The 24,085-nt window shown below is 48.8% G+C and carries 16 protein-coding genes; 10 read left to right on the top strand and 6 right to left on the bottom strand.

Going from position 1 to position 24,085, the window contains the following annotated elements; translation table 11 throughout:
- Positions 1–215 precede the first annotated feature (215 nt).
- Complete coding sequence (trxB, locus tag CLR69_RS07025) at positions 216–1,178, bottom strand: thioredoxin-disulfide reductase (RefSeq protein WP_129704446.1); 963 nt, start codon at positions 1,176–1,178, stop codon at positions 216–218.
- 597 nt (positions 1,179–1,775) lie between these two features.
- On the opposite strand from trxB, the gene lrp reads away from it, so the two are divergent.
- The 6 genes from lrp to CLR69_RS06995 all read left to right on the top strand — a co-directional run bounded on the left by lrp (position 1,776) and on the right by CLR69_RS06995 (position 10,869).
- A complete protein-coding gene (gene lrp, locus CLR69_RS07020) occupies positions 1,776–2,270 on the top strand; it encodes a leucine-responsive transcriptional regulator Lrp (protein WP_005967536.1) in 495 nt (164 codons plus the stop codon).
- A 114-nt stretch (positions 2,271–2,384) separates the two neighbouring features.
- On the top strand, positions 2,385–5,822 hold the full coding sequence (locus CLR69_RS07015) for a DNA translocase FtsK 4TM domain-containing protein (RefSeq protein WP_129711453.1): 3,438 nt from the start codon (positions 2,385–2,387) through the stop codon (positions 5,820–5,822).
- Between the two features lie 215 nt (positions 5,823–6,037).
- On the top strand, positions 6,038–6,649 hold the full coding sequence (gene lolA, locus CLR69_RS07010; protein ID WP_039489875.1) for an outer membrane lipoprotein periplasmic chaperone LolA: 612 nt from the start codon (positions 6,038–6,040) through the stop codon (positions 6,647–6,649).
- A 7-nt stretch (positions 6,650–6,656) separates the two neighbouring features.
- Entirely contained in the window at positions 6,657–8,000 is a 1,344-nt protein-coding gene (locus tag CLR69_RS07005) for a replication-associated recombination protein A (RefSeq protein ID WP_129711537.1), read from the top strand.
- A 103-nt stretch (positions 8,001–8,103) separates the two neighbouring features.
- Complete coding sequence (gene serS, locus CLR69_RS07000; protein ID WP_129704450.1) at positions 8,104–9,399, top strand: serine--tRNA ligase; 1,296 nt, start codon at positions 8,104–8,106, stop codon at positions 9,397–9,399.
- A gap of 315 nt (positions 9,400–9,714) precedes the next feature.
- Positions 9,715–10,869 carry an MFS transporter gene (locus CLR69_RS06995; protein WP_129711536.1) on the top strand — a complete coding sequence of 385 codons (1,155 nt, stop codon included), beginning with the start codon at positions 9,715–9,717 and terminating at the stop codon, positions 10,867–10,869.
- Here CLR69_RS06995 and CLR69_RS06990 read toward each other — a convergent pair.
- Positions 10,855–11,796, bottom strand: coding sequence for a LysR family transcriptional regulator (locus CLR69_RS06990; protein ID WP_129711452.1), 942 nt, complete (start codon positions 11,794–11,796; stop codon positions 10,855–10,857). The genes CLR69_RS06995 and CLR69_RS06990 overlap by 15 nt on opposite strands.
- Positions 11,797–12,068: 272 nt before the next feature.
- Here CLR69_RS06990 and CLR69_RS06985 point away from each other — a divergent pair, with 272 nt between their 5' ends.
- Genes CLR69_RS06985 through CLR69_RS06975 form a run of 3 tightly spaced genes read left to right on the top strand, consistent with a single transcriptional unit; the run spans position 12,069 to position 16,099 of the window.
- Positions 12,069–13,373 (top strand): cytosine permease, encoded by a 1,305-nt coding sequence (locus tag CLR69_RS06985; protein ID WP_129711451.1) that lies wholly within the window; start codon positions 12,069–12,071, stop codon positions 13,371–13,373.
- A gap of 37 nt (positions 13,374–13,410) precedes the next feature.
- Complete coding sequence (locus CLR69_RS06980) at positions 13,411–14,520, top strand: DUF917 domain-containing protein (protein WP_129711450.1); 1,110 nt, start codon at positions 13,411–13,413, stop codon at positions 14,518–14,520.
- Between the two features lie 10 nt (positions 14,521–14,530).
- Complete coding sequence (locus CLR69_RS06975) at positions 14,531–16,099, top strand: hydantoinase/oxoprolinase family protein (RefSeq protein ID WP_129711449.1); 1,569 nt, start codon at positions 14,531–14,533, stop codon at positions 16,097–16,099.
- Positions 16,100–16,187: 88 nt separating this feature from the next.
- On the opposite strand, the gene pflA is transcribed toward CLR69_RS06975, so the two are convergent.
- The 4 genes from pflA to ycaO all read right to left on the bottom strand — a co-directional run bounded on the left by pflA (position 16,188) and on the right by ycaO (position 22,610).
- On the bottom strand, positions 16,188–16,928 hold the full coding sequence (gene pflA / locus CLR69_RS06970) for a pyruvate formate lyase 1-activating protein (protein WP_129704460.1): 741 nt from the start codon (positions 16,926–16,928) through the stop codon (positions 16,188–16,190).
- A gap of 269 nt (positions 16,929–17,197) precedes the next feature.
- Positions 17,198–19,480, bottom strand: coding sequence for a formate C-acetyltransferase (gene pflB, locus CLR69_RS06965; protein WP_129704461.1), 2,283 nt, complete (start codon positions 19,478–19,480; stop codon positions 17,198–17,200).
- Positions 19,481–19,537: 57 nt separating this feature from the next.
- Positions 19,538–20,398: a formate transporter FocA gene (gene focA / locus CLR69_RS06960; protein WP_129711448.1), complete on the bottom strand. Its 861-nt coding sequence runs from the start codon at positions 20,396–20,398 to the stop codon at positions 19,538–19,540.
- Positions 20,399–20,846: 448 nt separating this feature from the next.
- Positions 20,847–22,610, bottom strand: coding sequence for a 30S ribosomal protein S12 methylthiotransferase accessory factor YcaO (ycaO, locus tag CLR69_RS06955; RefSeq protein WP_129704465.1), 1,764 nt, complete (start codon positions 22,608–22,610; stop codon positions 20,847–20,849).
- Between the two features lie 329 nt (positions 22,611–22,939).
- Here ycaO and serC point away from each other — a divergent pair, with 329 nt between their 5' ends.
- Positions 22,940–24,025 (top strand): 3-phosphoserine/phosphohydroxythreonine transaminase, encoded by a 1,086-nt coding sequence (gene serC / locus CLR69_RS06950; protein ID WP_129711447.1) that lies wholly within the window; start codon positions 22,940–22,942, stop codon positions 24,023–24,025.
- Positions 24,026–24,085: the final 60 nt, after the last annotated feature.

Raw genomic sequence — 24,085 nt, 5'->3', positions numbered from 1 at the left:
GCAGAAATGGACTTAACAGAAAATAACTCTTATGTAACTGTTGGGTAACAAAATTATCTTCTATTATGCAGAATGCCGCCATGTTACCGCGAGAGGGGCGCGCTGAAAACGAAAAGGAGAGGGGAAATGGGTGGGGCGATCAATTTTTGTGTTACAGAAGGCAAGTCGGAAGGAAGAAAACGGAACGGCAGTTACCGCTCCGTTTCAGCATTGAACTACTTATTGACGGTCAGTCCGTCCAGGTAACGTTCAGCATCCAGTGCAGCCATACAGCCTGTACCCGCAGAGGTAATGGCCTGACGGTAGATATGGTCCATCACGTCGCCTGCGGCAAAGACACCGGGAATGCTGGTTTGTGTCGCATTGCCGTGAATACCGGATTGCACTTTGATATAGCCGTTTTCCAGTTCCAACTGACCGCCGAAGACGGCTGTATTTGGGCTGTGACCGATAGCAATAAAGACGCCAGCCAGTTCCAGTTCTTCTGCGGCATCGCTCTGTGTATCGCGGATGCGCACACCGGTTACGCCCATATCATCGCCCAGCACTTCGTCCAGCGTACGGTTGGTATGCAGGATGATGTTACCGTTTTTAACTTTGTCCATCAGACGGTCGATCAGGATCTTTTCTGAACGGAACGTCTCACGGCGGTGGATCAAGTGCACTTCCGCAGCGATGTTAGACAAATACAACGCTTCTTCTACAGCGGTATTCCCGCCGCCAACAACGGCGACTTTCTGATTACGGTAGAAGAACCCGTCGCAGGTTGCGCAGGCGGAAACGCCTTTGCCTTTAAATGCGTCTTCAGATGGCAGGCCAAGATAACGCGCTGATGCGCCAGTGGCGATAATCAGCGCGTCACAGGTGTACTCATCGCTATCACCGAATAAACGGAATGGGCGGTTCTGCAAATCAACGCGCTCAATATGATCGAAGATCACTTCAGTGTTGAACTTGGTCGCGTGTGCGTGCATGCGCTCCATTAAAAGCGGGCCAGTTAAATCATCGGCATCGCCCGGCCAGTTTTCTACTTCGGTCGTGGTCGTCAACTGACCGCCTTTTTCCATACCAGTGATTAATACTGGCTGTAAGTTCGCCCGTGCAGCATAAACTGCGGCAGTGTAGCCAGCTGGGCCTGAACCCAGAATCAATAACTTGTGATGTTTAACGGTACCCATGCTTTCCTCATTTCATGACGGCGGATAATGCTCATACGGATGGTTCCTACGACAACAGACTGCCTTACTACGAACAATTTATAACGATGAACATATCTACCACGAACAATGGGAACGATTGTAAGGAAATTACAGGAGTAAAAAAAGTATGCAGAAAAGTTGCTGGCTATTTGTTTAATCGTTAATGACGATGATGATGACAAATCGCTGAAAAATCAGCCACATTCATAAGTAAAATGATTGAAGTCATCTTGGCATATGGCTCTGGCTTATCCAATCTGGCAGTTTCTTCTGATTTTCGTTGTTTTACTTTGACAATCGGCTGTGCATTTGCGAAAACATCTGGGTAAGAGGAAATTTTTTGTGTGTGAACAGTTAAAAGCTCGGCTTTTTATTCGTTTTTGCGCAGGTAGGCCTTTGGGCTACGGATATGACGTGATGGCTTTCTTCGCGGGTAAGCATGCGTAGGGCGAGAATAAGAAGTTAATGACTGTTGATATACAAAATAGGCAGCGTGTCTTCTTTAAGGGTAACTCTGATACATGAGGTCTATCGGGGTAAAGCGTGTGCAGGGAAAAGTGAAGAGAGACAATAATAATGGTAGACACTAAAAAACGGCCAGGAAAAGATCTCGATCGTATTGATCGTAACATCCTGAACGAATTGCAAAAAGATGGGCGTATTTCCAATGTCGAGCTTTCCAAGCGAGTTGGGCTGTCGCCAACACCTTGTCTGGAACGTGTGCGTCGTCTGGAAAGACAGGGTTTCATTAATGGCTATACAGCGCTGCTAAACCCGCATTATCTGGATGCGTCACTGCTGGTTTTTGTTGAAATAACGCTAAACCGCGGCGCGCCTGATGTGTTTGAACAGTTTAACTCTGCGGTGCAGAAGCTGGAAGAAATTCAGGAATGCCATCTGGTTTCCGGTGATTTTGACTACCTATTGAAAACGCGAGTGCCGGACATGTCCGCCTACCGTAAGCTCCTGGGCGAAACGCTGCTGCGTTTGCCGGGTGTAAACGACACCCGTACTTACGTGGTGATGGAAGAAGTGAAGCAAAGTAATCGTCTGGTCATTAAGACGCGATAAACGTGTGGATGCAAAACCCGATAAATTCAGCTACACTCCTGTGAATTTATACAGTCCCAGCGCCGGGTTTTCTCGGCGCTTTGTCATAAACCTTACAGGCCCCTGGAGAGACTCTTGAGCCAGGAATATACAGAAGATAAAGACGTTACCCTGAAAAAACTCGGTGGAACACGTCGTTTGCTTGAAGCGATTTTAATCGTTGTGGCACTTTTTGCGGTTTATCTCAGTGTCGCACTACTCAGTTTCAGCCCCTCGGATCCCAGTTGGTCACAGACGGCGTGGCATGAGCCTATCCATAACTTTGGTGGTGTGGCGGGTGCCTGGTTAGCCGATACGCTGTTCTTTATTTTTGGCGTTTTGGCCTATGCTATTCCGCCGATTATGTTATCCCTGTGCTGGGTTGCTTTCCGCCAGCGTGATAACCAGCAATCTATTGAATATTTTACCTTTTCACTTCGTCTGATTGGGACATTGGCGCTGATCCTCACCTCGTGTGGTTTGGCTGCGTTGAATATTGACGATCTCTACTATTTTGCTTCCGGCGGTGTCTTGGGAAGTTTGTTGAGCAGCTCAATGATCCCACGTTTCAACAGTATGGGAGCAACGCTAATTCTGCTGTGTGTTTGGGGCGCAGGGTTAACGCTGTTTACCGGCTGGTCATGGTTAACCATTGCCGAGAAAATCGGTGCCGGTGTTTTGGGCTGTCTGACATTTATGTCAAACCGTTCGCGCCGCGATGAGGACTACCGTGAAGAAACCGAGCGTGAGGACGATGAACGTGATGCGCTCAACGTGCAGCACGATGCAGTATCAGGTGAAGCGGTAACACAACAGCGTGATGACGATGATGTCCTGTTTTCTGCGCCTTCCGTTGCTGATGCCATAAACGGCACGACGACAGATAATAGGGCAGAACAAGAACCATCACCTTCTGTCGAAAACGCGTCAGTAGCTACGCAACCGGCTCTTCTGGCAGAAACGCCAGCGGTAGCGTCAACGTTACCTGACTTGGCCGCATCTGGCATTGTTCCTCCTGTTATGCCATCAACGATTGATACAGCGCCGTCGCTGAATCCGCCACTCTATTCGTTTGAGGTTCCTGAAACGCCTGCAGCGATGCCAGTGAATGTAGCCACGCCTGATCCCCATAGCAGTGCGTATACACCCTACGGAAATAGTGTTGTACCGCCGATCGTCGTGTCTCCAGCGGTTCAACCATTTGCTGAACCTCCACAGCCTGCGCAAGATACGGATTTCAGCGCAAACAACACCTTTATGCCTGCGTTCAGTGCCGATGGGGATGATAATCCTCAGATTAAACGCGGCGTAGGGCCGGAACTGCCGCGCCCTAATCCGGTTCGTATTCCTACGCGCCGTGAACTGGCGTCATATGGAATCAAGTTGCCGTCACAGCGGCTGGCCGAAGAGCAAGCAAGGCTACAGGCGCAAAACGGCAGCGCAGAAAGGGAATTGACGAGCGAGGAGTATCAGGAAGAGACGCCGGATGACATCGCCCAGCAGGAAGCAGCATTGCAGCAGGCATATCTGGACCAGCAGCGTCAACGTTACGGTGATGAGTACCCGTTACAGGAAGACGATGAGGATGCGCTTCTGCAAGCGCAGCTAGCCAGAGATTTCGCTGCACAGCAGCAGTCACGTTATGACGACAGCATGTCGCAGCGCGATGAAGAAATTCCTGCTCCGATAGCATCACCTGCAACCCGAGAGCCGATTCAGTCAAACCCTGTGGTGTCACATAACGCCTTTTCATTCTCACCGTTTAGCGCGGAGAGTGAGCCTGAACCTGAACCGCGTACGTTCAGCGAATCCACCTATTCGCAGCCAGCCTGTAACACTGAGCCCGATCTTCCGCCGATGCATGCTGGCGAAGATGAAGATGCAAACGATGAACGTAACCCGTTGATGTTTGAGCAGCCAGTGCAATCGACGCCTGCGTCTGCTGATGTTATGCGACAGGAAAATGCAGCGGCTCCAGCGCATCATCCGGCAATGGATGGCCTGATTCATCCGTTCCTGATGCGTAATGAACAACCGTTGCAGAAGCCGACTACGCCGTTGCCAACGTTAGATTTGTTGACCCCGCCACCAGCAAGCGAAGCGCCTGTTGATAGTTTCGCGCTGGAGCAAACGGCCCGGCTGATTGAAGCGCGCTTGGCTGATTTCCGGGTAAAAGCGGATGTGGTCGATCACTCTCCTGGACCAGTAATCACACGGTTTGAATTGGATCTGGCACCGGGTGTTAAAGCGGCGCGTATTTCGAATTTGTCGCGTGATTTGGCGCGTTCACTGTCAGTCGTTGCCGTACGTATCGTCGAGGTTATTCCCGGTAGACCGTACGTTGGGCTGGAATTACCGAACGCACACCGTCAGACGGTTTATCTGCGAGAAGTGCTGGACTGCGACGCATTCCGCGATAATCCTTCGCCGCTGGCAATTGTGTTGGGGAAAGATATTGCTGGTGAACCCGTCGTTGCCGATTTAGCGAAAATGCCGCACCTTCTGGTTGCGGGTACGACGGGGTCGGGTAAATCGGTCGGTGTTAACGCCATGATCATCAGTATGTTGTATAAAGCAACACCAGAAGACGTGCGCTTTATCATGATCGACCCGAAAATGCTGGAACTCTCCGTGTACGAAGGCATTCCGCATTTGTTGACGGAAGTCGTGACCGACATGAAGGATGCGGCAAACGCGCTGCGCTGGTGTGTCGGTGAAATGGAGCGTCGCTATAAGCTGATGTCTGCGCTTGGCGTGCGCAATCTGGCGGGATACAACGAACGAGTGATGACGGCAAATTCGATGGGGCGTCCGATTCCCGATCCGTTCTGGAAGCCGGGCGACAGTATGGATATGACGCCACCCGTGTTGGAAAAACTGCCGTATATTGTCGTGATGGTCGATGAATTTGCTGACCTGATGATGGCGGTGGGTAAGAAGGTTGAAGAACTAATTGCCCGACTGGCACAGAAAGCGCGTGCTGCGGGAATTCACCTGGTGCTGGCGACACAGCGTCCTTCGGTCGATGTGATCACCGGGTTGATCAAAGCAAATATTCCGACGCGAATTGCGTTTACCGTTTCCAGCAAGATCGACTCACGAACTATCCTCGATCAAGGCGGCGCGGAATCGCTTCTGGGTATGGGGGATATGCTGTATATGGCACCCAACTCCTCAATACCTATCCGCGTCCACGGTGCTTTTGTGCGCGATGAGGAAGTTCACGCCGTCGTTCAGGATTGGAAAGCACGTGGTCGACCTCAATATATCGATAATATTATCAGCGGTGGTGATGACGCTGAAGGTGGAAGCCTCGGTCTTGATGGTGATGAAGAACTCGATCCTTTGTTCGATCAAGCCGTAGAGTTTGTGGTCGATAAGCGTCGTGCTTCCATCTCCGGCGTACAGCGCCAGTTCCGAATTGGCTATAACCGTGCAGCGCGAATCGTTGAGCAAATGGAAGCGCAGGGCATTGTGAGTTCTCCAGGGCATAATGGTAACCGCGAGGTCTTGGCACCGCCATCAATGGAATAGAACGCTGTATTGATTGACGTCACTCCTTCATAAGGGCTGCGTGAGCAGCCCTTAATGCAAAGAAGCGTAAAAGCGGCAATAAGCAGATAATTCACCTATCACCGCTCGAGTGGGTTCAGATAACATAGATCTACGAATAACGTGAGCGCGGTGTAAAGCGCCTGACCTTGCTAGAAGAAGGCACGTTATATTTAGAAATTCAAAGGATTATGCGTATGAAAAAGTGGTTAGCTATCAGTTGTCTGATTGCCGGTGTTACCTCAACCGCTGTCTATGCGGACGCGGCAAAAGATTTGCAGGGTCGCCTCAATAAAGTAAACAGTTTCCATGCAAACTTCAGCCAGAAAGTAACCAGTGCCGATGGCGCAGCGGTGCAGGAAGGGGAAGGCGAGCTGTGGCTGAAACGCCCTAACTTATTTAACTGGAAAACCACATCGCCTGATGAGAGTGCATTGATTTCTGACGGTAAAACACTTTGGTTCTACAACCCATTTGTTGAACAAGTCACTGCAACCTGGTTGAAAGATGCAACGGGAAATACGCCGTTCATTCTGATTACGCGTAATGATACCAGCGACTGGAATAAATATGACGTGCGTCAGAAAGGCGATGATTTTGAACTTACGCCGAAGTCAGCGAGCGGCAATCTGAAGCAGTTTGCGATTAATGTGACGACAAACGGCACTATCAAGCAGTTTACCGCAACGGAACAGGATGGGCAGCGGAGCACTTATGTGCTGAAGAACCAGCAAAATGGCGCGGTGGATGCTGCGCAATTCACTTTCACACCGCCGAAAGGTGTCACGCTGGATGACCAGCGTCAGTGAGGCCAGAGTGAGTAACCTGTCACTGGACTTTTCCCATAACGAATTCCAACCGCTGGCCGCACGTATGCGGCCAGCGACGTTGGCGCAATATATCGGTCAACAGCACCTGTTAGGTGCTGGTAAGCCGTTGCCTCGAGCCATCGAAGCAGGGCAGTTGCACTCAATGATTCTTTGGGGGCCGCCAGGAACGGGAAAAACCACGCTGGCAGAACTGATTGGGCATTATGGACAGGCTGATGTTGAACGCATTTCTGCCGTGACGTCCGGCATCAAAGAAATTCGAGAAGCGATCGAGCGTGCCCGACAAAATCGTAATGCGGGGCGACGAACCATTTTGTTTGTCGATGAAGTTCATCGCTTCAACAAAAGTCAGCAGGATGCGTTTTTGCCACATATCGAAGATGGAACGATCACCTTCATCGGGGCGACAACGGAAAATCCTTCTTTTGAGCTTAACTCCGCGTTGTTATCTCGTGCTCGTGTTTATTTGCTGAAAGCGCTAACGGCGGAAGATATCGAACAGGTATTGCTGCAGGCGATGAGCGACAGCGAGCGTGGCTATGGTGGACAGGATATTGTTCTGCCTGCCGAGACTGGACGGATGTTAGCCGAATTGGTCAATGGCGATGCTAGGCGTGCACTGAACAGCCTGGAAATGATGGCGGATATGGCGGAAATTGATGCGCAGGGTATGCGCGTTCTGACGTCAGCACTCCTCAACGAAATCGCTGGTGAACGCAGTGCCCGCTTCGATAACAAGGGCGACCGCTATTACGACCTGATTTCAGCCTTGCATAAATCGGTAAGAGGCTCCGCACCAGATGCGGCACTCTATTGGTACGCCCGAATCATCACTGCCGGTGGCGATCCGTTATATGTTGCCCGACGACTGTTGGCAATTGCGTCGGAAGATGTCGGTAACGCCGATCCACGAGCGATGCAGGTGGCGATTTCAGCTTGGGATTGCTTCACTCGCGTTGGCCCGGCAGAAGGGGAACGTGCCATCGCGCAGGCGATTGTTTATCTGGCCTGTGCCCCAAAAAGCAACGCCGTATATAGCGCTTTCAAAGCAGCGATGCAGGATGCCCGCGAGAAGCCAGACTATGATGTTCCCGAGCATTTGCGCAACGCGCCTACCCGATTGATGAAGGAAATGGGGCTAGGAGCAGAGTATCGCTACGCGCACAATGAACCCAATGCCTATGCGGCTGGCGAGAGTTATTTTCCGCCAGAAATGGCGGATACGCACTATTATGCGCCAACCTCACGCGGCCTTGAGGGTAAAATTGGCGAAAAGCTCGCCTGGCTTGCTGCTCAGGATCAAAATAGCCCGACAAAACGCTACCGTTGAACTAAGCGTTGCGGTAAGGTTATTGCGGTATTTTCTGAAACCGGCCGCGTAGCGTGCCGTGTACGCCACCATTTCATTTGATAATCATAAGCACAGGATTAGCATGCTCGATCCCAATTTACTGCGTAATGAGCTAGACGCAGTCGCCGAAAAGTTACTGGCTCGCAGAGGCTTTAAGCTGGATGTTGAGACCCTGCGTAAGCAGGAAGAACGTCGTAAAGTATTGCAGGTAGAAACCGAAAACCTGCAGGCAGAGCGTAACTCCCGATCGAAAGAGATTGGTGCAGCGAAAGCACGCGGTGAGGATATCGAGCCTTTGCGTCGAGAAGTTAACACATTAGGCGAAAAACTGGATGCCGCGAAAGCCGAGCTGGATCAGTTGCAGAATGAAATTCGCGATCTGGCGTTAACGATCCCGAACCTGCCGGACGACTCTGTGCCGCTTGGGAAAGATGACACGCAGAACAAAGAAGTTACCCGTTGGGGTGAGCCGCGTAAGTATGATTTCGCCGTGCGCGATCATGTTGAACTCGGCGAGATGGCTGACGGACTGGATTTTGCTGCCGCAGTGAAATTAACGGGTGCGCGTTTTGTCGTGATGAAAGGACAGATTGCTCGTCTGCATCGTGTACTTGCCCAGTTTATGCTGGATTTGCATACACAACAGCATGGTTATCAGGAAGCGTATGTGCCTTATCTGGTAAACCACGCCACGTTATACGGGACAGGGCAGTTACCTAAGTTTGGTGAAGATCTGTTCCACACCAATCCGTTAAGCGAAGAAGCGGAAAGCAGCCAATATGCGTTGATTCCGACGGCTGAAGTTCCGCTGACCAATTTGGTTCGTGACGAGATTTTGGATGAAGAATCTTTACCGTTGAAAATGACCGCACACACGCCTTGCTTCCGTTCAGAAGCGGGGTCATATGGTCGTGATACGCGTGGATTGATTCGTATGCACCAGTTTGACAAGGTTGAACTGGTACAAATCGTCCGTCCTGAAGATTCCATGCAAGCGCTGGAAGAGTTGACGACCCACGCTGAAACGGTGCTGCAACTGCTTAAATTACCTTATCGCAAGGTATTGCTGTGCACTGGCGACATGGGCTTTGGCTCCACCAAAACTTACGATCTGGAAGTTTGGTTACCCGCGCAGGACACGTACCGTGAAATCTCTTCCTGCTCAAACATGTGGGATTTCCAGGCACGCCGTATGCAGGCTCGCTGCCGTAGTAAGTCTGACAAAAAGACTCGTTTAGTTCACACGTTGAACGGTTCTGGCCTGGCGGTTGGTCGTACACTGGTCGCTGTTCTGGAGAACTACCAGCAAGCTGATGGCCGCATTGAAATTCCTGAAGTGCTGCGTCCCTATATGGGCGGGCTGGAATTTATTGGCTAATCGCGGTTATTTGAATAAAGCGCCTAAGGGCGCTTTTTTTACGTGATATCTTCGGTAATATTTTTTCATCGTAAAAGTATTTCCTCGACCTAATACCGTCAGATCTTCTTAATTTATAAGCTTAAAACTCTTTAAAATCAGTCCAGTAGTAACCTTCTGTTTTCACAGTCTACGCTCCTTCTGCAAGTATTGATTAATTCTTTCAATCCATAATTTGAGAAAGACGTTTTAGCACTTTTTGCCTGGATTGACTTTTATATACGCAGTGGCATGATGCGCTCACTCTTCTCCGGTTGTTTGGTTATCCACTTCGCTATGTCTGCTTATTCACGCCCAGTGCTGTTATTGCTCTGCGGACTTCTGCTGCTGACGGTTTGTATTGCGGTATTAAATACTTTGGTCCCACTTTGGCTGAGTTATCAGTCTCTTCCTGTCTGGCAAGTTGGCCTCGTTGGTTCATCCTATTTCGGCGGCAATCTGGTTGGAACGCTATTAGCGGGTAAATTAATCAAACTTTATGGCTTTAACCGTAGCTATTATTTTGCGGCTTTATTATTTGGTATCGCGATCGTTGGTCTCGGTATTTCTGCGGATATTGGCAGTTGGTTATTCTGGCGTTTTCTTGCTGGGATAGGTTGCGCATTGATCTGGGTTGTGGTCGAAAGTGCCTTGTTATGTAGTGGAACGCCGACGCAGAGAGGGCAACTGCTGGCTGCTTATATGATTGCTTACTACCTTGGCAGCGTGATTGGACAACTCTTGCTTGGTGTGTTGCCTACGTCATTGTTGAGCGTGCTGCCATGGATGGTCGCGTTAGTTATTCTGGCTGTATTACCACTGCTGTTTACTCGTCTTCCTACGCCGCCAGAGCAGCACGAAAAGCATGTCAATATGTGGAAAATGCTAACGTATCGTAGCGCGCGTTTAGGTGTACATGGCTGTATTATTTCTGGCGCAATTTTAGGTTCGTTGTATGGCCTGATGCCGCTATTTCTCTCCCATCAGGGAATGAATGATGCACAGGTTGGGTACTGGATGGCACTCCTGATTAGTTCAGGCATTGTCGGCCAATGGCCTGTCGGACGCATGGCCGATCGTTATGGTCGGCTATTGGTTTTGCGGGTGTTAGTCTTCGTGGTGATTATCGGCTGCATTGCCATGTTGAGTATTAGCCACTACGCCATGGCACCATCTCTGTTCCTGTTGGGATGCGCAGGATTTACGTTATATCCCGTTGCCATGTCATGGGCATGTGAAAAAGTACGTCCTGACGAACTGGTAGCGATGAATCAAGCGCTGCTCCTCAGCTACACGCTTGGCAGTCTTTGTGGACCAAGCGTTGCAGCAGTATTGATGCAGAGTTATTCCGATCAATTACTGTTTGTGCTAATCGCCGCAGTTGCGATGATTTATCTGATGATGTTGCTCAGAAAAGCCGATCATCATCCAACGCCATTAGCTACAGCTTGAGGTTGTGATATCAAGTCCGGCCAGCGAGCTTTGCCCGGCTTCCACCATATTATTCCACAGCGCTTCGGCTACCGGGCTAAGGCGCTGTTTTGCATTTCGGACCAGATAAAAGATGCTGGTTAATTTTAAACGCTCTGGCGCAATTGCGGTGAGTTTCCCTTTCTCAACCCAAGGGGCTGCATAGTGATCAGGAAGAAAACCAATGTGTGTTCCTGCCAACAGGAGCAGTAAACTCGCTTCTACATTCCATGCTGTGTCCTGCAAACCTTTCTTTGCAACAGGCCCTAACTGCTTACTAATTTCGTGTAGCGCATGTCCACCGATGAGCAGTCTGTTAGGGTTGAGTGTACCCTCATGCCATTCTCTTTCTATTCGTTCACCGTGTTCAGACGCGCAATAAAAATGGCTTTTTTCAACGAAAACTGGCTGGAAATGGATGTCGATTGGAACATCATCTGGTAAGACGCTTAGAATGATATCAAGGTGACCGTTTTTTAGACGCTCCATTAACGGGGTATAGTCACCGATCTCGAGTTCTACTGCGACATCAGGGCTTTGGTCGTACAATTTGCCGATAGCGTTAGAAATGACTTTATCTGGGTGAGTGACGGTATTATCCAGGCAACCAATCCGAGCTTTACCAATAAGTTGGTGTTTTATACTTGCCAATCGATTGGCGAAATCGTCCAACGTGGCAATGACAGATTTGGCTTCCTGATACACCACTTCGCCTTCCGTTGTGAGAGCAAACCCCCCACGTCCACGCTCACACAAAACAAGCCCAAGCGTATCCTCCAGGCGAGACAGATAGTGACTTAATACCGGCTGACTTAAACCTGTTGCGACTTGAGCATTTGTAATTCCTTGTTTTTCAACAATTTTGCAAAAAAGCTTTAACCAGCGGATCTCCAGTTTATCTAAGCGCATAGCATTTCCTTCGCATACATTACATATCTGAATGTTAACATCAAAATATATCTGTATTAATCGATATGAAACCCATTTATCTTGTCGTTACGCCACATTATTGATGTGGTCGCCACAAAAAATCGTGGTTTATGCGTCACATCAGGGTCTCTCATAAGCACAATGGTGTTGTTAGCTCGCTGACGACACCATTGTTCTATACGCCGTCAGGCAACCTCTATAAAATATCACAACGATACAAAATTATTTGCTGCTTATTTAATGGAGGAGTTATGTCTCAAGGGAATGCTGTACCTGAAAAAGAACAACAGGGACGGCAAATTTATGATTACGAATACGAACCTGTTCCTGCCGAAGCCAGAAAAAGCTGGTATGTCATCGCGTTAATATGGCTGGCAATGGGGATCGATATCTCAGGTCTATTTCTTGGTGCTTTCTTAAGCGGTGGTCTGCCTTTTTCTCAGGCCATTAGCGCTACACTTATCGGTTCTGCCTTTCTTGGCGTGCTAGCAGCATTATGTGCTAACGTCGGCTATGGATGTGGCTTATCAACAACGCTCCTGAGTATCTCCGTTTTTGGACGCCTCGGTGGAAAGATTATCGGTATTTTCTCCGCAGTTTCATTGATTGGTTGGTTTGCTTTTCAACTCGACTTTTTTGGTGTAATGCTGCAAAAAGCACTGCTACATTACCAATTAGAACCAGGACGTTTTCTTATTTTGGTTTTCGGTATGGTACTGATGACCTCTACTGCTATTTGGGGTGTCAGGGCATTGGGAAAACTGAGTATATTCAGCGTGCCATTAATGCTGATATTGATAATTACAGGTTTAGTTTTAGCCGCAAATAATCACCCAGAAATACCTATTCCAATAATTAAAGCGCCAATTAGTATGGGAAGCGCTATCTCTTATGTTGTTTCTATCTGGATAGTCTCTGCTGTGATGTCACCGGATATCGCGCGCTATGCGAAAACGCGTAAAGATGCACTTCTCGGTGCTGGATTAGGCTTCTTTTTGGGCAATAGCTCAACAATAGTCGTTGCGCTCATCCTGACTCATCTGGTTGGTACAGAAGATTTAGTTGAAGTGTTTTTCAGTATTGGCTTGGGAATGTCTGCAATTGTGGTGCTTATTTTTGCCCAGTGGACAACAAATAGTACCAACCTTGTTTCTGCATCATTGGGGTTATCCGTTGTTATTCGTGCGCTATCACGGCCGGTATTGGTTGTGCTAATGGCTATTGCCGGGTTGCTGTTGGCATATAACGGTATGATTAATAATTTTACCCAATTCTTGTCACTGCTTGGTGTCCTTATTTCTCCTATCGCGGGTGTCTATCTCGTCGAATATTATTTTATTAAGTCCTCTCGTTTGCAGAAAAGTGTATCAGAGGCTTCATTCTTGAATGTGGTGGCGGCTATATCTTGGTCACTTGGTAGTATTGTGAGCCTATTAACCTCCCCAGATTTTTTTGATTTATTTACAATAAGCTCGATTTCTGCGTTGGATGGCGTAATTGTGAGTATGGCAATTTATATTGGTATACATAAATTTTTCCCTCAATTGGCAGATTAAACGTGTTACGCCGATAACACGAGATCTTGGGTAGGGTATGTCTCGTTATATTAATGTACAAACCATTGATGATATAGCACTCGGGGCCGCTGTTCTTGGTACAGGAGGTGGCGGCGACCCGTATGTAGGTTCTTTGATGGCAAAATACGCATTAAAAAATGCGGCCGAGGTTCCTGTATTAGATTTAGATGAAATTAAAGACGATGATCTGTTTGTTCCCTGCAGCATGATAGGCGCAACAACGGTAGTGGTAGAAAAAATCATGTCAGCTAACCAGTTTGTTCGGGCGTTTGATGCAATGGAAAAGGCGCTTCTGCGACCTATCACTGCAACATTTCCCATCGAAGTTGGCGGTATCAATTCGCTTATACCGTTTGTCGTTGCAGCAGCAAAAGGTGTACCCGTTGTTGATTGTGATGCGATGGGTAGGGCCTTTCCCGAAGCGCAGATGGTGACCTTTTTTCTTGATAATTTGCCTTCTGCGCCAAATACGTTAGCAGATGAAAAGGGAAACACGGTTACCTTAAATCCTATTGATGGCATGTGGTCTGAGCGTTTGGCTAGGGTGATTGCGGAGCAAATGGGGGCCGCATGTGCCATGTGTGATTATCCATTACGTGGTAGTCAACTTAAGCGTAGCGCCATCAAAGGTACGCTCACGCTGGCGCAGAATATTGGAAGAACATTGCGTCAGGCCCACCAATCGGGTAGCCATCCCGTGCAATCCTTACTCGCTATACTTGATGGTCACGTCATTGCATCAGGCAAGGTCGTTGACGTCGATCGCCGTACCATCGCGGGGCTGGCCCGCGGCAAAGTGGTCTTGGATGGCATGGGGAACGACAAAGGTGAGTCGTTTACTGTGCTTTTCCAGAATGAACTCTTGTTGGCTTATCGTTCTTCACCGACGGCAGAACCTACTCAGGATAATCTGCTGGCTGTTGTTCCTGATTTAATCTCCATAGTAGATAGTGAAACTGGACGTCCGATTATTACGGAGCATTTGCGTTATGGGCAGCGGGTCGATGTCATTGCCTATCCGTGTAACGAAAAATGGCGAACGCCAAAAGGGATTGACGTTGCGGGGCCGGAATATTTTGGCTATCCGGTACAGTATGTACCAATAGAACAGCTTGCAAACCGCTGAGGTCTTCCCGATGTTACATAAAAATGGTTACCGACTCGGGATTGATGTCGGAGGCACAAACACGGATGCGGCAATTTTAGATGCTGATCTACGCTGTGTTGCGACGGCCAAATTTCCTACCAGCATGGATATCTATAGCGGCATTGAGCAGGTGATTGCTGAAGTATTGGCGCAATCCGGCATCGCGCCGCAGCATATTCGCTATGCAATGTTAGGCACAACCCAATGTACCAATGCGATTGTTGAGCGAAAAGGTCTGGATCGCGTCGGATTATTGCGTCTGAGTTTGCCAAGCAGCGATAGCGTCCCGCCGTTGTTTGGCTGGGATGACGAATGGCGAAGGACATTAGGCGAACATTTCAACCAAATTCACGGTGGTTATGAATTTGATGGCCGAGAGATTCATCCTGTACTGCGGGATGAAGTGCTGACGGCATGTGACAAGATGCGTGGGCATGTAGATAGCGTGGCTATCTGTGGCGTATTCTCTCCCGTCAACAATGCGCAGGAATTGCAGGTTGCTCAGTGGGTGAATGCGGTGCTGCCGGACGTTTCCGTGTCGTTATCCCACCGGGTAGGTAGTACGGGATTACTGGAAAGAGAAAATGCGACGATCCTGAATGCGTCGTTACAAAGTACGGCGAACCGTTTTGTTAACGGCTTTACACAAGCGCTAATTCGGCACGCTATTAAAGCTACGCCATTCTTCGGGCAAAACGACGGCACCTTGATGTCCGAGAGTATGGTGAAGCAGTATCCCATTCTGACAATGGCTTGTGGGCCAACAAACTCGATTCGCGGCGCGTGTCATCTTTCGGGATTGGATAATGCCCTGATTATCGATGTCGGTGGTACGACGACAGATATTGGCGTGTTGGTGAATGGCTTCCCGCGTGAATCAGCAATCGCTGTTGAAGTGGGTAATGTGCGGACGAATTTCAGAATGCCGGATATTATTTCTATCGGCATTGGCGGTGGGACCTGTGTTCGGCAGTCTCAGGATGGGGAGATCATTCTTGGGCCTGACAGCGTCGGCTATCGTCTTCTTGAGCAGGGCGTCAGTTTTGGTGGTGAGACGTTAACGCTCAGCGATATTATGCTGCAACTTCATCGCGAGCGATGGACATCAGTGCTTTCTCATCCAATGCCCGATCTGGATAAAGCGCTTTGTCAGTTGGTTTATCGTCAGATGATTGAGGAAGTGGAAAGTGCTATCGATCGGATCAAATCGTCGAATGCGGCTATTCCTGCTGTGCTTGTTGGCGGTGGCAGTATTTTACTGCCTGACGTTTTATCCGGTATCAGTCAGGTCATGCGTCCGCTGAATTTTGATGCGGCAAATGCAGTGGGTGTCGCGTTAGGGAAAGTAGGGGCGCAGATCGAACGAGTGGTTAAAATGCCGGACCACGATCGTGAAAAGGTAAAAAACGAATTACAGCAGCAAACTATCTGTCTTGCTGAAGAGACGGGAGCTATGTCGGGCAGCGTTGAAATCATCGATTATCAGGAAATTCCACTGGCCTATCTGCCGGGGAATGCAGTACAGGTGAAAATCAAAGCCGCAGGGAATTTGGCTTAGCGCCGTATATTAACAATGTAGTGATATCCATCAGCCAAACCGAAAATAGCGCGCCGTGAGCGCGCTATTTTTTCAGAAAGCATCAGAATTAGTACATTACCTTGTGACCATAGCTTTCAAGAATCGATTTAACTCGATCCATCGTATCGGCCTTCGGCGGTTTAACACCGTCTAATTTGTACTCTTCCCCCATCGCGATCCACTTGTGTTTGCCAAGTTCATGGTAGGGGAGAAGCTCAATTTTCTCGATGTTAGTCATATCCTTGGTGAACTCACCCAGCTTATGCGCGGATTCATCATCATCAGACCAGCCGGGTACCACCACATAACGTATCCAGGTACGCTGGTTGCGTTTTGCCAGATAGCGAGCGAAATCCAGGGTACGGTGATTCGATACGCCAACTAAATTCTGATGTATATCATCGTTCATTTGCTTCAGGTCGAGCATCACTAAATCGCTGACGTCCAATAGTTCGTCAATGACGGGATCGTAGCGACGCACAAATCCATTGGTGTCCAGACAGGTGTTAATGCCTTCTGCCTTACAGGCACGGAACCAGTCGCGTACAAACTCGGCTTGGAGGATAGCCTCGCCGCCTGATGCCGTTACACCACCGCCTGACGCATTCATAAAGTGGCGATAGGTCACGACCTCTTTCATTAGCTCTTCAACCGTCACTTCTTTACCGCCGTGCGTATCCCAGGTATCACGGTTATGGCAATACAGGCAGCGCATTAGACAGCCCTGAAAAAAGATGATGAAACGGATGCCTGGACCATCGACGGTGCCACAGGACTCAAAAGAGTGGATGCGACCGATTACTGACATTGCGAGGTTATCTCCAAATTTGACCGGACAATAGCGGTCTTTATGAGCGCAGTCATGAGAAAGCAGGTGCCGATCTGACAGGGATTTCTGACAGAAAAACACCGTGTGACAGATGCTGCGTCGAATCTGTTTTGCAAGCCATCCACATGATGAAGGCAGTATAGCGGGCTGGCAAAACAGGCTAACAATCTGAACGACAAGCGAGGGTAAGAAAAAGGCCCCACTGACGTGGAGCCTTTATTTTACGCCTTTTCAGACAGCCATGGAAATTAGATTGACTGTGTGAAAGTACGGGTAATAACGTCTTGTTGCTGTTCTTTCGTCAGTGAGTTGAAACGCACTGCGTAGCCAGATACGCGGATAGTCAACTGCGGATATTTTTCCGGGTTTTCCATCGCATCAAGCAGCATTTCACGGTTCATGACGTTGACGTTCAAGTGCTGACCGCCTTCAATACTGGCTTCATGGTGGAAGTAACCATCCATCAGACCAGCAAGGTTCGCTTTACGCACGTTGTCGTCTTTACCTAACGCGTTAGGCACGATAGAGAAGGTATAAGAAATACCATCTTTCGCGTAAGCAAACGGCAGTTTGGCAACAGAAGTCAGAGAAGCAACAGCACCTTTCTGGTCACGACCGTGCATTGGGTTAGCACCTGGTCCGAACGGAGCGCCTGCACGACGGCCGTCTGGTGTGTTACCTGTTTTCTTACCATATACCACGTTAGAGGTGATGGTCAGAACAGACTGAGTCGGAGTTGCGCCACGGTAGGTATTCAGTTTCTGAATTTTCTTCATGAAACGTTCAACCAGGTCACAAGCCAGTTCATCTACGCGAGCATCGTTGTTACCGAATTGCGGATATTCGCCTTCGATATCAAAGTCGATAGCCAGACCATCTTCATCACGAATTGGTTTAACTTTGGCATATTTGATGGCAGACAAGGAGTCAGCAGCAACAGACAGACCAGCGATACCACAAGCCATGGTACGGAATACGTCACGATCGTGCAGTGCCATCAGCGACGCTTCGTAGCTGTATTTGTCATGCATGTAGTGGATGACGTTCAGAGCGGTGACGTATTGTTTAGCCAGCCAATCCATGAAGTGATCCATACGATCCATCACTTCGTCGAAGTTCAGGACGTCACCTTTGATTGGTTCTGATTTCGGACCAACCTGCATTTTCAGTTTTTCGTCCACGCCGCCATTGATAGCGTACAGCATGGTTTTCGCCAGGTTTGCACGGGCACCGAAGAACTGCATTTGTTTACCAACAATCATCGGGCTTACGCAACAAGCAATCGCGTAGTCATCGTTGTTAAAGTCAGGACGCATCAGATCGTCATTCTCGTATTGCAGAGAAGAAGTATCGATGGAGACTTTGGCCGCATAGTTTTTAAAGCTTTGTGGCAGTTTTTCAGACCACAGAATGGTCATGTTTGGCTCTGGAGATGGCCCCATGGTGTACAGGGTGTTCAGGAAGCGGAAACTGGTTTTACTCACCAGCGTACGACCATCCAGACCCATACCAGCCAGAGATTCTGTTGCCCAGATTGGGTCACCAGAGAACAGCTCATCATACTCAGGTGTACGCAGGAAACGCACCATACGCAGTTTCATGACCAGATGGTCAATCATTTCCTGAGCTTCTTCTTCCGTGATTTTGCCCGCTTTCAGATCGCGCTCAAGGTAGATATCCAGGAAGGTGGAAACACGTCCGAAGGACATTGCCGCACCATTCTGTGATTTCACCGCAGCCAGATAGCCGAAGTAAGTCCACTGAACGGCTTCCTGAGCTGTTGCTGCTGGGCCAGAAATATCACAGCCATATTTAGCTGCCATTTCTTTAATTTGGCTTAGTGCATGGTGCTGATCGGCAATTTCTTCACGCAGACGGATTGTTGCTTCCAGATCTTCGCCGTTTTCCAGTTTGGATTGCAGAGAAGTGAACTGAGCAAACTTGTCTTTCATCAGGTAGTCGATACCGTACAGCGCAACGCGACGGTAGTCACCGATGATACGGCCACGGCCATAGGCATCTGGCAGACCAGTCAGAACGCCAGATTTACGACAACGCAGGATGTCTGGGGTGTAAACATCGAACACGCCCTGGTTGTGAGTTTTGCGGTATTCAGTGAAGATTTTTTTCAGTTGAGGATCCAGTTCACGGCCGTAAACTTTACATGAACCTTCAACCATTTTGATGCCGCCGAACGGAATTAACGCACGTTTCAGCGGAGCGTCAGTCTGAAGACCAACGATTTTTTCCAGACCTTTGTTGATGTATCCCGCGTCGTGAGACGTGATAGTTGCAGCAACATTGGTATCAAAATCAACAGGCGCGTGAGTACGGTTTTCCTGTTTGATGCCTTCCATGACGCTGTCCCACAGCGCGGAGGTCGCTTTGGTGGCGCCAGCCAGGAAAGACTCATCACCTTCATACGGCGTGTAGTTTTTCTGGATAAAGTCACGGACGTTGACATTATCCTGCCATTCACCTTTGCTAAAGCCTTGCCATGCATTGGCCAATTTTTCATTCAGCTCGGTCATTTTACACCTACCTTTGATATGGATTTCTTAAAACCCGACGTTGCGGCCGATTGCACCTTAGTGGTGCTTGTCTCCACCGCGCAAATAAATTACCCAATATGTTAAACCGACCATTACACCGCCGCCGATGATGTTCCCTAGGGTAACGGGAATCAGGTTATCGGTAATGAAGTGGCTAACGGTTAAATGTTCAAACTGAGACGGCACCATGCCAATGGCATTCCAGAATTCCGGGGCCGCAAAATTTTTGATAACAATGCCCATAGGGATCATGAACATGTTGGCGATGCTGTGCTCAAAGCCGCTGGCAACAAACATGGCTACAGGCAAAATCATGGCAAACATTTTATCTGTGAGCGTGCGGCCGGAGTAGCTCATCCACACGGCCAGACAGACCATCAGGTTAGCTAAGATACCCAGACATAGCGCTTCGATGAACGTATGTTCAAGTTTGTGTTCAGCTGTTTGCAGGACGTTGAGGCCCCACGCACCGTTTGCGACCATATGCTCTCCCGAGAACCAAATAAGTCCAACGAAGAAAAGCGCGCCAATCAGGTTGCCGACATAAACATTAGCCCAGTTACAGGCTAGTTGTTTCCAAGTAATACGTCCACTGGCTTTGGCAATCACGATGAGAACGGTTGAGGTAAACAAGTCTGCGCCGCAGACGACAACCAACATGAGACCAAGGGAAAAACAGATACCACCGATCAATTTTGCGATACCGAAAGGAATCGTTGCGGTCCCGGTGGTGGCAGTAATATAAAAAACGAAAGCGATCGAAATAAACACACCCGCCGTGATCGCTAAATAAAACGTCGTACACGGTTGTTTGGTAGCTTTATAGACTCCGGCGTCTTCAGCAACTTTTGCCATAGCGGCCGGTAGTAATAGAGTGAAGGGGTTGTCAGCTTTCACACTAACTCTCTCTTAAAAATTATCAGCGTTGAGATACTAACAAAGCAGTATACGGTAAAATTTGACGTGGATCATACTGCAAGAAATTAACAGGCCAGTAGGTAGGGTGGAGTAGTGGGTTTTAGTGGTTAATTGATTGAATAATATAATAAAAAAATATTTTAAATTTTATAAAAAGAGTTGAATGGTATGCGTTAAACCTACCGATTTAGCGTTAATAAAAATCATGTTTTGTAGAATTTCAGTACCACCTTGTCGAGGTAATTTAATTAAAAATTCACTATTCAATAACAATGTTCTGATTATGCATTACGAATAATAAATATTGCCCTTTGGATAATAAAATAGCCCTTTAAAATAAAGGGCTATTTGGGGCTGATGCAAATGGCTATTTGTAATGATTCGCACTCAGCGAAATAAGACGTGTGCTGGCTGCATCACACAGGAATTATTTGGTTTGCCAATAACGACGTTTAGCCTGTTGCAGTTTTTCATAGGCGGCCAGCAGCGACTGGTGCGCAGGCAAAGAGGTAAAGGTATCATCCACGGCAAATAGACCATAGAAGCACGCTTCGCCAGCAACGGCGGCACTGGCGGCCTCGACCGTCTCACTGCCGTACATTTTGGTAAAGGCGTCGTAATATTCTGCTGGATCGCGCTCAGGTTCTTGTGCCAGTAACAGCAGCGTTTGCAGGCAGCGGTAGTAATTGCTGCGTTGTGCCGTAAAGACGGAGTCGTTGAAATCTTGCGTCCACTCTGTCCAGGTGAGAGCCTGATCCAGATCGCCGCCAGCCAGAGCTAACATGGCTTTCAATTCACCAACGCGCAGAGTGAGCCAGCCGTTATCTTTGCCGGTGGCAATACCAAGCAACTCGCGTACGCGGGTGAAATCATCCAACCCTTCGTCGTCCAACTGCTGCAACAGTGCCAGATAGTCTTCTTGCTCCCATTTGCTGGCAGGCAAGGTCAGCAGCGTTTCACGCAGGTGAGCACCCATGCTGTTATTGGCTAATAGCAGATCGTCGGCAGGGTAGATGTCTGACATTCCCGGCACGATGATACGGCAGGCATAAACGGCCAAATGCTCATAGTCAGCGATGTAGACCTCTTTGTCTTCCTGCTTGAAGATCGCCATCAGCGTAGCGAATTCCTCTTCTGTCGATCCTTTAAAGCTCCAGTCGGCAAATTCATAATCCGCTTGTTTCTTGAACATATCCCAGGAGATCAGACCGCTGGAATCGATAAAGTGGGTTTCCAGATTAGCGTGCTCGGCAACTTCCTCATCATCGAACGTTGGTGGGGTGAACACGTCCAGATCTTTCAGGCCGCGACCTTGCAACAGCTCGGTGACGGTACGCTCCAGCGCTACGCCGAAGTCCGGGTGTGCGCCGAAGGAGGCAAAACAGGTGCCGTTAGCGGGGTTAAACAGCACCACGCAGATGACCGGATATTTCCCACCCAGTGAGGCATCATAAGAGAAAATCGGGAAGCCTTCTTTTTCCAGCGTTGCAATCGCTTCGACCACGCCAGGATAGCGGTTCAGAACATCTTGCGGAATTTCCGGCAGACTGATGGATTCAGCAATGATTCGGTTTTTAATGCTGCGCTCAAACACTTCGGATAGCCCCTGAACGCGGGCTTCGTTAGCGGTGTTACCGGCGGACATCCCGTTAGAGACGTACAGATTACCGATAATGTTCATCGGGATGTAGACGGTTTGCTGATCGGACTGACGAGTAAACGGTAGTGCGCAAATGCCTCTGTCGGCATTGCCGGATTGCAGGTCGATCAGATCGCTGGCGCTTAGTTCCTGTTCTGGGTCGTAAAATTGGTGCAGACGGGCATCCAGAATACCTTCCGGCAGTGCATCATCTTCTGGGATCGGGAACCATTTTTCATTCGGATAGTGAACAAAATCACCGTTAGCGATAGTTTTGCCGAGATAGAAGTCAGCAAAGAAATAGTTGGTGGACAGACGTTCGAAATACTCACCTAACGCGGAAGCCAGAGCCGCTTTTTTACTGGCACCTTTGCCGTTAGTGAAGCAGAGCGGGCAATCGCGGTCCCGAATATGGACAGACCAGACGTTTGGCACTGGGTTCAGCCATGACGCTTCTTCGATGTTAAACCCCAGGTCCTGGAGTTGCTGTTGAAAACGGGCGATGGAATCTTCCAGGGCGGCGTCTTTGCCTGGGATAAACGTTTGAGTCATGGTGTTCACTCTTATCGAGATTAGCGGAAGCGGCATGATACGGATTTTTCTGTCTGGACTCTATTTATTCATAACAGATCGGCAACAGCGAAAAAGAACAGACTGCGTAACGTGCCGTTTTGCATAATGAAAGCGCAATAAGCGTTGCAGCCGCGCTGGACGAGTGATAAAACCGATAGCAGGGTAAAAGTAGTGTGGTTATGACGGTCGTCCCGTTATAACTACGATCTTGTAACAGCGGTATTTTTATAACCGGCAGGTTTATAAAAATGGTATTTGTAACAACGGTGATAAAAATAGCTGCTATTTTTCAGGTGTGGTGAGGGGAAATGACTCAGATTTTTAATTTTAGCGCTGGTCCAGCAATGCTGCCGGTTGAAGTACTGCGTCGTGCTGAACAGGAACTATGTAATTGGAATGGCCTGGGTACATCGGTCATGGAAATCAGCCATCGTAGTAAAGAGTTTATGCAGGTTGCCGCTGAATCCGAACAAGATTTGCGTGATTTGCTGAAAATCCCCTCGAACTACAAAGTGCTCTTTTGCCACGGCGGTGCTCGCGCACAATTTGCGGCAGTGCCGTTAAACCTTCTGGGTGATCGCTCAACCGCAGATTACATCGATGGCGGATATTGGGCTCACAGCGCAATTAATGAAGCAGAAAAATACTGTACGCCTAACGTGATTGACGTTAAAACGCGCGTAGGCGATCTGCGCGGCATTAAGCCGATGCATGAATGGAAGTTGTCTGATGACGCGGCATTTGTACATTACTGCCCGAACGAAACCATTGATGGTATTGCGATTGAAGAAGAGCCAGATTTTGGCGATAAAGTTGTGGTCGCAGACTACTCTTCCAGCATCCTGTCTCGCCGTATTGACGTTAGCCGTTATGGTGTGATCTATGCGGGGGCACAGAAAAATATCGGGCCTGCTGGTTTAACGCTGGTTATTGTGCGCGAAGATTTACTGGGCAAAGCGCGTCGCGAGTTGCCATCGATTCTGGATTACCAGATTTTGGCAGACAATGATTCCATGTTTAACACGCCGCCGACCTTTGCCTGGTATCTGTCCGGTATGGTCTTCAAATGGCTGAAAGAGCACGGCGGTTTGGTTGAAATGGAAAAACGTAACCAAGAGAAAGCCGATCTGCTTTATAGCGCGATTGACGGTAGCGATTTCTATCGTAACGACGTCGCAGTGGCGAATCGTTCTCGTATGAATGTACCGTTTCTGTTGGCGGATTCAGGATTGGATAAAGTCTTCCTGGAAGAATCAGTCGCGGCAGGTTTGCACGCGCTGAAAGGTCACCGTGTTGTGGGCGGCATGCGTGCCTCTATCTACAATGCGATGCCGTTAGAAGGCGTAAAAGCGCTGACTGAGTTTATGGCCGACTTTGCACGTCGCCACGGTTGATTAACGCCACTCAGCTATACATTTTGTTCAACCCCGGATTTTCCGGGGTTTTTATGTCCA

It is taken from the genome of Pectobacterium zantedeschiae (assembly GCF_004137795.1).
Lineage (GTDB): Bacteria > Pseudomonadota > Gammaproteobacteria > Enterobacterales > Enterobacteriaceae > Pectobacterium > Pectobacterium zantedeschiae.
This window is presented reverse-complemented; position numbering and strand designations above follow the sequence as displayed.